Origin of the sequence: Paraburkholderia bengalensis, assembly GCF_037126505.1 — a bacterium.
GTDB classification, from domain to species: domain Bacteria; phylum Pseudomonadota; class Gammaproteobacteria; order Burkholderiales; family Burkholderiaceae; genus Paraburkholderia; species Paraburkholderia bengalensis.
Map to the genome: position 1 here is coordinate 1 of NZ_JACFYJ010000163.1, position 10,816 is coordinate 10,816.

The window sequence follows — 10,816 nt, forward strand, 5'->3', positions numbered from 1 at the left end:
TCTGTCGGAGCATTCCCAACAATTCCTTTGCGGCTCATTGAGCATGGCATGCCATATCCGTCCAGCTTTGCCTGGAAGGTCAGACGCCGGCCCGAGCCCACGAAACCGTGCTGCGGATCATGCGCGTGTGCGACAAAATGCCCGCGGCAACGCGTGCAGGACGTCATCTGCAGCATGCCGGAGTCGAAGAAGCGCACCAGCGTCCATGCGCGCGTGAGGCTCAGAGCGGGCTCGTCCTGGTGCATCCGGACGTGCTCGAGATACAGCCGGTACGACTTGACGGTCTCGCAGCCGCCCAGGCCGGACATGAACCGGTAGATGTCGTAGAACAGCGACGAATGGATGTTCGGCTGCCAGGTCATGAACCAGTCGGTCGAGAACGGCAGCATGTCCTTGGGCGGCGAGACGCCCCTCACTTCCTTGTACAGCTTGATCAGCCGGTCGGCGAGAGCGTCGTCTCCGCTTCGAGCAGTTGCAGGCGCGCGCCGAGTTCGATCAGTTCAATCGCCAGGGTGATTTCCTTGACTTCGAGCACCACGCTTTTTTGTGCCATCCGCCTCGCTTCCCGCGTCCGTTGTCGCACCGTGCGGCTGACGCGCAGCCGCACGGAAACGATTCAAGCGCCGTCGCCGGCGCGCGTAGGGTGCGTCTTTGCGGCGCGCAACGCGCCGGCCGCCGGCGTCAGCCGATCTGCTCGACTGGCTGTCCGGCCATCAGAATGGCGGAATGCGCCTGGGCGACGGCGCTCGATTTGCCCTTGTCGGCGAGCGACGAAAGTATCTGGTGATCGTCGAAGCGGAAGCGGCACAGCAACTGGTTCGACGCAGCCAGCTTCACTGTCTGCGCGAGCGACAGGTTGGCGAGCACGTCGGCGAGCTGCTCCGAGATGCCCATGCGGAACATGCCCATCGGCTTGTCTTCGCGCAACAGACGCTGCGCGAGCAGCAGATAAGACAGGTTCACTTCCCTAATTTCATTGAGCATGTCACTTTGGGTGCTCATTGAATCCCCCGGTTTTGAATCTGGCTGGTCAGGCCTGCGTAAAACGTTTGCTCGATCGTGTTTAAAAAACCACGAACGGCACGCTTATGGTCAGCGTGCATTTTCGCGAAAGAGGCAGCCGGCGAAAATCGGACACACGCCCCAATTGGTTGACGGAAAAATCCAGGATTTCTGTAGGACTTTTTCCTACAAATTTTTGGGCGGGGGATTCGACGGGGATTGGATACGGCCAATTTTGAACCAGCGTGCGCTGACGTTGCGCCGATCCATTACAGGCAGGGACACGTGTGAAAGGTTTGGGAAGCGGATTATGCGCCCATATTCCACTCAAAAGAAAGCGAAATTCGCATCAATTGTTCGGCAGCGCACTTTTAGTCAGACGAATCGCCGGCGCAACATGCTGCGCCGATCCGCCCAAAGTGCGGCGGATGTTGCCCGGATGTCGGCAGGCCTGAGCTTTCCCGCCCCATATGCGGAGTTGTTACGCAGCTTGTTTCGCGCTGTAACAACGTTAAGTGTTTGAAAAATAGCTCGAATTACCGCGTGCGATCCCGATAATGGCACCTAGGGATAACCCCATTGGGCTTCCTGCCAGGGCGGCGGCACACCGCGCCCGACCGTCCGCCAGGCTTCCGCGTTTTGGCCACACGCCAGACACCGCAGCGCGAAGCCCTCTGCATAAGGAGATCACGCATGCGAATCGCACAAATCGCACCTTTGTATGAAGCTGTTCCACCGAAACTCTACGGCGGCACAGAACGCGTCGTGTCTTATCTGACCGAGGCGCTGGTCGATTTGGGTCACGATGTGACGCTGTTCGCGAGCGGCGATTCCGTGACGTCCGCGAAGCTGGAAGCCGCGTGGCCGCGCGCGCTGCGTCTGGACCCGACCATCCGCGACGCGCTCGCGCCGCACATGCTGCTGCTCGAACGGGTCCGCAAGGTCGCGCATGAGTTCGACGTGCTGCATTTCCACCTCGACTACATGCCGTTCCCGCTGTTTTCGACGCTGGACACGCCGTTTGTCACGACGCTGCACGGCCGTCTGGACCTGCCGGAGCTGCAGCCGGTGTTCGACACGTTCACCGACGCGCCCGTGATCTCGATTTCGGACTCGCAGCGCCTGCCGCTGCAGCAGGCCAACTGGCTCAACACGATCTACCACGGCCTGCCCGCTCAGCTGCTGACGCCGCAAAGCCACAAGAAACCCGAATATCTGGCGTTCCTCGGCCGCATCTGCCCCGAAAAGCGCGTCGATACGGCCATCAAGATCGCCGCGCAAAGCGGGCTGCCGCTGAAGATCGCCGCCAAGGTGGACAAGGCCGATCAGGAATACTTCAAGGCGGAAATCGAGCCGCTGCTGTCGCAGGCGCATGTCGAGTTCATCGGCGAGATCAACGAGGCGCAGAAGCCCGAATTTCTGTCGGGCGCGAAGGCGCTGCTGTTCCCAATCGACTGGTCGGAGCCGTTCGGCCTCGTGATGATCGAGTCGATGGCGTGCGGCACGCCGGTGATCGCGTTCAATCGCGGCTCGGTGCCGGAAGTGATCGACCACGGCGTGACGGGCTTTATCTGCGAGGACGTGCAAGGTGCCGTGGCGGCGCTGCAGCGTATCGACGAACTGTCGCGCAGCGAAATCCGCTCGCAGTTCGAGCGCCGCTTCAGCTCGAAGATCATGGCGCAGAATTATGTAGACAGCTATACGGCGCTTCTCGAAGCGACCCGCCGGCCGATGCTGCGCCGCGTGGCGGTGGGCTGATCGCGACAGGTCAAGTCTGCCGATGCCGCGAACGGCACGTAAAATGTTCGCTTGAATCGTTTGCGTGCCCGCATATTCGTCTATTTTGACTTCTGCTACTAAAAAGCCGCCCTTCGGGCGGCTTTTTCAATTGTAGCCATAGACGGCGGACAGCCGATGCAAGCGTTTACGTCAATGCCGCGCTGTGCGCTATTCCTAGAGGAAGCGACGGGCGCTTCAGACGCCTCACCACTCAATAAAGGCGAATCTTAAAGGTGGCGTATTTCGCCGGATTACCTTCAACCGGCTTTCGCAGTTTGTCCTAATTACGCCTGCTCGATCAGAAAGCGCTCGCGGTTCTTGCCGGCGATCCACTTGGGCGGCTTTCCCCGGCCGCTCCATGTGTTGCCGGACTTCGGGTCTTGATACTTCGCGGGCAGCGGCGCCTTCTTGGGCGGGCGTCCGCGGCGGGCGGCCTCGGCGAAACCGAGATCGTGCGCACTCAGTCCGTATTCGGCGATTTTCTGGCGGATTTCGGCAATCACATTGCCGACTTCATTGCGTCGCGCGTCCTCCGCTTCGGCCTGCAAGCGGGCAATCTGCGCTTTGAGATCTGCGTATTGTGACATTTGGGCTCCCCTCTTTTTTCTAAAAGTGGTTAGCACGGAGATTAGCCGGTGCTAACGAAATTCGCAATGGAGGCGAATACCGTTCTATCAAAAGTTTTCGTCTGAGTATTTATTAAAGATCGCTGAAACCTTCAAAGGAAGTCGCGTTTATCACGGAATAATTCAGCCTTTGCGAATGACAATTCTTGACAGTCCGTTTGGGCAACGTTGCTTAAAATTTGCGCTCCCAAGTTCCGGGTAGCGCGTGCGCTCTCGTCCTTGTCTCCCGCACTTTCAGGTACTTTTAGGATTACACACGATGAACCTCTCCAAGCGCCTCGCGGCAGAGCTGTTCGGCACCTTCTGGCTCGTGCTGGGTGGCTGCGGCAGCGCCGTGCTCGCGGCAAACTTCGCCGGCCCGGTGCACGGCCTCGGCATTGGCTTTGTCGGCGTTTCGCTCGCCTTCGGCCTGACCGTCCTGACCATGGCGTATGCGATCGGGCACGTCTCCGGCTGCCATCTGAACCCCGCCGTGAGCGTCGGCCTGACCGTTGCCGGGCGCTTCCCCGCACGCGATCTTCTGCCGTATGTCGTCGCGCAGGTGCTTGGCGCCGTGCTCGGCGCGTATGTGCTGTCCGTCATCGCATCGGGCAATCCCGATTTCCATCTGGTTGCCAACGGTTTCGCGAGCAACGGTTACGGCGAACGCTCGCCGGGTCACTACGCGTTGCCGGCGGCGTTTGTCTGCGAAACGGTAATGACGGCGTTTTTCCTCTTCGTGATTCTCGGCGCCACCGACTGGCGGGCTCCCGCCGGCTTCGCGCCCATCGCGATCGGCCTGTGCCTGACGCTGATTCACCTGATCTCGATTCCCGTCACGAATACGTCAGTGAATCCGGCTCGTTCGACAGGACCGGCACTGTTCGTCGGCGGCGCGGCTGTCGACCAGTTGTGGCTCTTCTGGGTGGCGCCCGTTCTCGGGGCGGTGATCGCCGGGATCGTGTATCCCGTCGTGGCAGGCGAAGCCCGGCAAGTCGCCGAAGTGGAGCGCGAACGCGTGGCGGCGTGATCGCCCGTCATTCCCTCTGAATGAAAACGGGGCGCTGCGGCGCCCCGTCTTGCTTTACACGGCCCGCGCCGCGCATTAATAGATGGTTCAAATGTAAGGCCGGTTTACGGCCACATTCATGTCGATTGCGCCCACGTTTCAAGCGATTCGAAAGCAGGCGGCTGCGCCCCTGCGATACAAGACCGGCCGTGCTGCCCGATGCGTTGCGCTCAGTGCATCAAAACGGATCACGTACATGCGCTGCAAGCCCGCATTGCATGCTTTCACTTCGTAACATCCTGTCGCAGTGCCGTCGGCCAGCGACGCGTAGATTGAACCTGTACGGCAAACACGCCGCATTACAGGAGAAGCAAAATGAAGCGCATCGTCACTCACATGCTCGTCGCAGCCGGACTCGCCGCTGGCGCATGCGGTGTCGCACAGGCGCATACGAACCTGAGCATCGGCCTGTCGCTTGGCGCGCCCGCTCCGACGTACGTCGCGCCCGCCCCGCAGCCGGTGTACTACGGAAACCGCTACTGGGGCGATCGCCACTACGACGGTTACCGCCGTGATTACGGTTGGAACCACGGCTGGAACCGCGATCGCCGCGATCACGACAACCGCTGGAACGACAACAATGGCAACCGCTGGAGCGGAAACAACCGGGGTTGGCACGACTGAGGTACCCTTTCGTGGCGCCCCTGCCTGAGCGCGGCGCGCCACTACGTTCAGCGTCGTTGGGATCTACGCCGTCAGTTCGTCGTCCAGTTCGAACAGCTTGCGCAGGTGATGCGCGACGCCCGCCTCGAAGTTGTTCCCGATGCGCGGCACGTTGGGCAGCCGCGCGATCAGATCGGGATTCGCGTTATTCATCATGAACGGATGGCCCGCCGTTTCCAGCATGTCGATGTCGTTCATGTTGTCGCCGAACGCGACGCACTTCGCGGCGGGAACGTTCAGCCGGTCGAGCACGAACTGCAGAGCCCGCCCTTTCGACACATTCGCGGTCATCACTTCGAGACAGTCAGGCAGTGAGTACGTGACATAGAGCGTGTCGCCGAACGTGCGCTCGAGGTTCGCCGCCACCACCGCGAGATCTTTCGGATCGCCGATGTACAGGGCTTTCGCGATGTCGACGCCGTCGTGCCGCTGCAAGTCAGTCACGCTGTAGGTGAAGCCGGAATCCTGGTGGTAACGCAGCAGTTCGGGCGCGTCGCGATCGATCAGCCATTCCTTGTCGGCGAACAGATTGACGATCACCCGTCCATGCGCCCCAGCGATCTCCGGCTTCACGATTTGCTGAACGACAGTTGCCTGAAGGTCGTCGGCGAAGATCATTTCATCGTCGGGCGAATGCACCCGCGCGCCGTTCGAGGTGATCAGATACGGCCGGATACCAAGGACATCGCGAATTCCGGCGACGTCGCTATAGTGGCGCCCCGTGGCGATCACGATAGGGATGCCGAGCGCTTCGAGCGCACGCATGGTGTTGATCGTGAAGGGGTCGACCTGATGGTTGCTGTTCAGGAGCGTTCCATCCAGATCGCTGGCGATGGCTTTGTACATGGGCAGACTGACCGGCGGCGTCGGAAAACGCCTATTTTATCGCCTCCGGGTGCAGCGCCTGCCGTGGTCGGCTATGGATGTCCGCGCTAGCTACGCCGCCGCCACATCTGGCCGCCGCAAATCTAACGCCCTCACGCGACGCCGGTCCGCTGCGCCTCCCGTTGCGCCAACTGCAATGCGCCGTGCGCCGAATCCGAAAGCGGTGCGCGCAAGCGCTCGCGATACGGTGCCGGCACGTAGTCGCTCAACGGCTGCCCCAGTCCGCCGCACAAGGCGACGGGCAGACTGTCCGACGGATCGAGCGCGGCGATCATCTTGCCGATTTCCTGCCCGGCGTTCTGCAGCAACCGCGCGGCGAACGGGTGCGCGCGGTTCGCAACGACCACGGGCGCGAGGCTCGCGTACGCCGTCTGGTTCGCGTCGCACAACCACACGACCAAACCGTCGCGATCCACCGCGCCGACATGTTCGATCAGCGCCTGCGAAAAATCGTCGGCGGGCACGCGGCCGTCGAGTGCCTGTTGCGCATGCACGATGGCCCGCAACCCGAGCCAGGCGCCGCTTGCTTCGTCGGCGGACGGGTAGCCGTAACCGCTCACCATGCGGCTCTCGCCATTACGATCGAGCACAGCCGCCACGCTGCCCGTGCCAAGCGCGACGATCACGCCAGGCTCGCCGCCGTGTGCGCCTAGCAGCGTCGAATAGGCGTCGCTTTCGATCGCGAGACCGGCGAGCGCCGGCGCCTTCGCACGGAACGCTGCCAGCCATTCGCGGTTGTTGACGCCGGCGAGTCCGCACCCGAACACGACGCGCGTCCAGTCCGCCGCGACGCCGGCTCGTTCGCATGCCTGCGCGCTCGCCGCGAGGATGGCTTGCCACGCGCGCTCGACACCCAGGCCAAGGCCCGACGGCCCCTCCGTGCCCTGCGCGAGTTCGCTTCCTTGCGCGGTTGCCAGCACGACCCGCGTGCCCGTACCGCCGCCGTCGACACCGATCAGATAGTGGTCTTGGTTCATCGATATGCTCATTGATGTGTTAGTGCATAGCGTGGCAGGTCTGCCCGCTCGCGACAATCGGCCGAACGGCCAGGTTGCGGCTGCACTTCGTTCCGCTATGCTGGCGTGGCCCGATCGGCGGGCGATCAATCAACCATGCAGGAGCCTGAACGTGGCTGAGCAGCGATGCAACTGGGCGACGAGCGAAGCGCTCGCACACTATCACGACACCGAGTGGGGCGTCCCGTCCCGCGATGACTCGCATCTGTTCGAAATGCTCGTACTGGAAGGCGCACAAGCGGGGTTGTCGTGGTCGACGATCCTGAACAAGCGCCAGGGCTACCGGCGCGCGTTTTCCAATTTCGATATCGACAAGGTCGCCCGGTACTCAGCGCAAAAGATCGACGCGCTCGTGCTCGACGAAGGGATCGTGCGTCATCGCGGCAAGATCGAATCGGCAGTGATCAATGCCAAAGCCATCAGGCAGATCCAGTCAGAACACGGTTCGCTAGCGGATTTCGTGTGGTCGTTCGTCGATAACACACCCGTCCAGAACGCGTGGACGACGTACAAGCATGCGCCCGCGTCGACTGAGATATCGGATGCGCTCAGCAAGGCGCTCAAGGGCTACGGCTGCAAATTTGTCGGCACGACCATCTGCTACGCGTTCATGCAGGCGGTCGGCATGGTCAACGACCATCAGCTCGATTGCTCTTGCTACGCGCGGTGTGCGTCGCTCGTCCCGAAAAGCCGCAAGAAAGGTTCGAAATAATGCGATCCGTCGGTGTCGCACGTGCGCAACACCTGGCGCGTAGCGCCCCCGCTTGCGCGGGCTGGCTCCGAACGCAGTGCCGTCCGCAGTGCCGCTTCCAGTAAGGCGTTCACCACGAATTCGCTTGTGTGGCAACGGCTATTGCCTGGCGAACTGAGCGCTAGCGCACACAACAGCTAACTTTTCGCGGCGCCTGGTCGTTATAACCAATGTAGGTAGGCAGTGTCCTTCGGCGCGCCCATCGGACGGGGACTCTTCGGGCGGCGCGTGGACTGGGGTGCAGGGTTTTCACCCGTCAAGCCGCGAATTGGGCGGGAAAGGCAGTTCTGGTCGCGGCTTCGATGACAAATGCGTCGAAGCATACTGTCGGCCATGGCATCAGAAACGCACCAGCAACGCACCAGAAACGAATAACCGCTGCTCAGAACGCGGGAGACCAACATGAAAAACCATAGCTTCCTGACGCATCAGGAGATTTTCGACCGGGCAGTCGACCACCTGTTCGGCCAGGGCCGCGCGGCGCTGCTGCCGCGAGGCGGCGGCGCGTACCGTGGCTATTGCGGCGGTTGTCCCGTCGGCAATTTCATCCATCCGCGCGACTACATGACGGCAATGGAAGGCATTCCCGTGCGCTACATCGGTAAAACGCCATCGGAAATGCCGGTCTACATGGATGTCGGCGTTGCCGCGCTGAAGAAAGCGCTGCTGCGCTCGCACCTGAACATCTATGATCCCGTCACCATCGAACTGCTGAGTTGCCTGCAGAATGTCCACGACGTCTTCGGCACGTGGGAATGGCACGACCGGCTGCGCTCGATCGCCCGTCAATTCTGTCTTTCCGACGAGCGCGTCCGGACTGCGGCGTAAGCTCCAACACCGTCCGAACCGATCCGATCCGTCGGCGCGCAAGTCCAGCGCGCCGCCATTTCCAGAACAAAAACGCAAAACGAAAAACGGCGGTGTGGCTTCTCTCGAAGCTCACACCGCCGTTGGCGTGCTTTCTCGTGCCTGGAAGCGTGCTTAGTGCAGCTTCTTCGGCAGCATCTGGCTGCGCAGGCGCTTGTGCAGGCGCTTCACTGCAGCTGCCTTCTTGCGCTTACGGGCCGTCGTCGGCTTTTCGTAGGACTGGCGCTCACGCAGTTCTGCGATCAGGCCATTCTTTTCGATTGCGCGGCGGAAGCGGCGGATTGCCACTTCGAACGGCTCGTTTTCCTTCAGAAGAATCGTCGTCATGTAATTCCTAAAAACGCTTGATATGGTTAATGGCGTGGCGGTTAGCCCACTCACGCACCGGCCCTCCGGTCGTTCCAGATTCTGGCGAAACAGTACTGAAAACGAGAGGCAAAGCGGCCACGGAGGCCGGAAAAGAGAGGTGGGTGTTCACCGCGAACCGCGGGCAGCGCACGTTGCGGCGCCGCGCCTAGCTAGCGTTTCGCCACCAGTAACCCATGACGAAACGAGCAAAGATCTCAATTCACTCCCGATGATATCAGGAAACTGCCCTTCCAACCACCTTTTTGACGTTTACGATCAGGCACTTGCGTCGTTCAGTGCCCGCAGATCGGCGTCGGTAAGCGTCAGATGCACCGCCGCGACCAGGCTTTCCAGTTGCTTGACGGAAGTCGCGCTGGCGATGGGCGCGGTGATGCTGGGGCGCGCGATCAGCCACGCAAGCGCGACCGTCGCGGGGGTGCTGGCGTGCCGCCCCGCGATTTCATCGAGCGCGTCGAGGATCGCGAATCCCCGTTCGTTCAGATAAGCCTCCACCTTGCGGCCGCGCGCGCTTTTCGACAGATCCTCGCGCGACCGGTACTTGCCCGACAGAAAGCCGCTCGCAAGGCTGTAATAACAGACCACGCCGATCCGCTCGGCCAGCGCGACCGGCTCGAGATCGGTTTCGTAGGCGGCGCGATCATACAGGTTGTACTCCGGCTGGATCACCTGATACTGCGGCAGCCCGTTCTCGCGCGAGATCTGCAGCGCCTCCTGCAGACGCGAGCCGCTGTAGTTCGACGCGCCGATCACGCGCACCTTGCCCGCCTCGATCAACTGCTGATAGGCGCCGAGCGTTTCGGCCAGCGGCGTTTCTTCGTCGTCGAGATGGGAAAAATACACGTCGATGTAGTCGGTCTGCAGCCTGCGCAGCGAATCTTCGACGGCCGCGCGGATATTGCCCGCCGACAGCCCCTTGCGCCCGCCCAGCATGCCGACCTTGGTCGACAGCACGATGCTGTCGCGCTTGCCCGACTTCGCGAACCACTTGCCGATGATCGTCTCCGACTCGCCGCCCTTGTTGTCCGGCACCCACGCCGAATAGACGTCGGCCGTATCGATGAAATTCAGGCCGGCGTCGGCGAAGGCGTCGAGGATGGAGAACGACGTCGCTTCGTCGGCCGTCCAGCCGAACACATTGCCGCCGAACATCAGCGGCGCGACCTGCAGTTCCGAGGTGCCGAGCTTGCGCTTTTGCATGACATCTCCGCGAGCGAGGAAGACGGGTTGTCAAGCATACGCTGTCTTGAGAAATGCCACAGGCGCGAGCGCCCAGGCCATTCACGTGCGTTCCCCACGATTCACATAGTCGCCGTACATCCATGCGCCCCCAAATTTCGCGAGATCGCCCCTAAAGTTTTCTTCTGACCACGCCGTCAACCAGGACAGGCGGCGACGCAATGCACACAGTAAGCGCGACGCCGTACCAAAACAGCCTCCCTCTGAGGCGTTTTAAAAACGAGGACGCAAAATGCTGAACATCAACACCAACATCGCATCGCTGACCGCGCAGAACAACCTGCAAGGCTCGCAAAGCGCGCTGTCGCAAGCGATCAACCGCCTGTCGTCGGGCAAGCGTGTGAACACCGCTGCTGACGATGCAGCCGGTCTGGCGATCTCGACGACGCAAACGGCGTCGATCAACGCACTGACGCAAGGTGCAGCCAACGCCAACAACGGCATCTCGATGGTGCAGACGACGAACGGCGCGCTGCAATCGATCGTCGACAACCTGCAACGTATCCGCCAGCTGGCTGTGGAAGCAGGCGACGGCTCGCTCGACTCGAACGCACTGGCTAACCTCCAGTCGGAA

Annotated in this window: 12 protein-coding genes and 1 pseudogene; 6 read left to right on the forward strand and 7 right to left on the reverse strand. The window is 61.5% G+C overall.

Going from position 1 to position 10,816, the window contains the following annotated elements; genetic code table 11:
• Positions 1-98: 98 nt before the first annotated feature.
• Both flhC and flhD read right to left on the reverse strand, forming a co-directional pair.
• A pseudogene (flhC, locus tag H3V53_RS41090) lies at positions 99-553 on the reverse strand (flagellar transcriptional regulator FlhC); the annotation flags it as partial.
• 128 nt (positions 554-681) lie between these two features.
• Entirely contained in the window at positions 682-1,002 is a 321-nt protein-coding gene (flhD, locus tag H3V53_RS41095) for a flagellar transcriptional regulator FlhD (RefSeq protein WP_054918264.1), read from the reverse strand.
• A 693-nt stretch (positions 1,003-1,695) separates the two neighbouring features.
• Between flhD and H3V53_RS41100 the strand changes: the two genes are divergently transcribed.
• On the forward strand, positions 1,696-2,760 hold the full coding sequence (locus tag H3V53_RS41100) for a glycosyltransferase (protein ID WP_054918263.1): 1,065 nt from the start codon (positions 1,696-1,698) through the stop codon (positions 2,758-2,760).
• A 305-nt stretch (positions 2,761-3,065) separates the two neighbouring features.
• On the opposite strand, the gene H3V53_RS41105 is transcribed toward H3V53_RS41100, so the two are convergent.
• Complete coding sequence (locus H3V53_RS41105; RefSeq protein ID WP_054918262.1) at positions 3,066-3,368, reverse strand: H-NS family nucleoid-associated regulatory protein; 303 nt, start codon at positions 3,366-3,368, stop codon at positions 3,066-3,068.
• A 298-nt stretch (positions 3,369-3,666) separates the two neighbouring features.
• On the opposite strand from H3V53_RS41105, the gene aqpZ reads away from it, so the two are divergent.
• Positions 3,667-4,416, forward strand: a complete 750-nt coding sequence (gene aqpZ, locus H3V53_RS41110; protein WP_336602720.1) for an aquaporin Z — start codon at positions 3,667-3,669, stop codon at positions 4,414-4,416.
• 354 nt (positions 4,417-4,770) lie between these two features.
• Complete coding sequence (locus H3V53_RS41115) at positions 4,771-5,079, forward strand: hypothetical protein (RefSeq protein WP_336602721.1); 309 nt, start codon at positions 4,771-4,773, stop codon at positions 5,077-5,079.
• Between the two features lie 63 nt (positions 5,080-5,142).
• Here the strand turns inward: H3V53_RS41115 and H3V53_RS41120 are convergent, their stop codons facing one another.
• Both H3V53_RS41120 and H3V53_RS41125 read right to left on the reverse strand, forming a co-directional pair.
• Positions 5,143-5,964: a Cof-type HAD-IIB family hydrolase gene (locus tag H3V53_RS41120; protein WP_336602722.1), complete on the reverse strand. Its 822-nt coding sequence runs from the start codon at positions 5,962-5,964 to the stop codon at positions 5,143-5,145.
• Positions 5,965-6,095: 131 nt separating this feature from the next.
• On the reverse strand, positions 6,096-6,980 hold the full coding sequence (locus tag H3V53_RS41125; RefSeq protein WP_336602724.1) for a glucosamine kinase nucleotide-binding domain-containing protein: 885 nt from the start codon (positions 6,978-6,980) through the stop codon (positions 6,096-6,098).
• A 97-nt stretch (positions 6,981-7,077) separates the two neighbouring features.
• On the opposite strand from H3V53_RS41125, the gene H3V53_RS41130 reads away from it, so the two are divergent.
• Both H3V53_RS41130 and H3V53_RS41135 read left to right on the forward strand, forming a co-directional pair.
• Positions 7,078-7,731 carry a DNA-3-methyladenine glycosylase I gene (locus H3V53_RS41130; RefSeq protein WP_336602727.1) on the forward strand — a complete coding sequence of 218 codons (654 nt, stop codon included), beginning with the start codon at positions 7,078-7,080 and terminating at the stop codon, positions 7,729-7,731.
• A 441-nt stretch (positions 7,732-8,172) separates the two neighbouring features.
• A complete protein-coding gene (locus H3V53_RS41135; protein WP_336602725.1) occupies positions 8,173-8,598 on the forward strand; it encodes a hypothetical protein in 426 nt (141 codons plus the stop codon).
• A gap of 153 nt (positions 8,599-8,751) precedes the next feature.
• On the opposite strand, the gene rpsU is transcribed toward H3V53_RS41135, so the two are convergent.
• Together rpsU and H3V53_RS41145 are read right to left on the reverse strand one after the other, a co-directional pair.
• Positions 8,752-8,964, reverse strand: coding sequence for a 30S ribosomal protein S21 (rpsU, locus tag H3V53_RS41140; RefSeq protein WP_006050883.1), 213 nt, complete (start codon positions 8,962-8,964; stop codon positions 8,752-8,754).
• A 297-nt stretch (positions 8,965-9,261) separates the two neighbouring features.
• The gene (locus H3V53_RS41145; RefSeq protein WP_336602726.1) at positions 9,262-10,203 is read right to left on the reverse strand and encodes an aldo/keto reductase; all 942 of its coding nucleotides are present in this window, start codon (positions 10,201-10,203) and stop codon (positions 9,262-9,264) included.
• 271 nt (positions 10,204-10,474) lie between these two features.
• Here H3V53_RS41145 and H3V53_RS41150 point away from each other — a divergent pair.
• The coding region (locus H3V53_RS41150) for a flagellin N-terminal helical domain-containing protein (protein WP_473766675.1) at positions 10,475-10,816 on the forward strand (342 nt) is incomplete at its 3' end.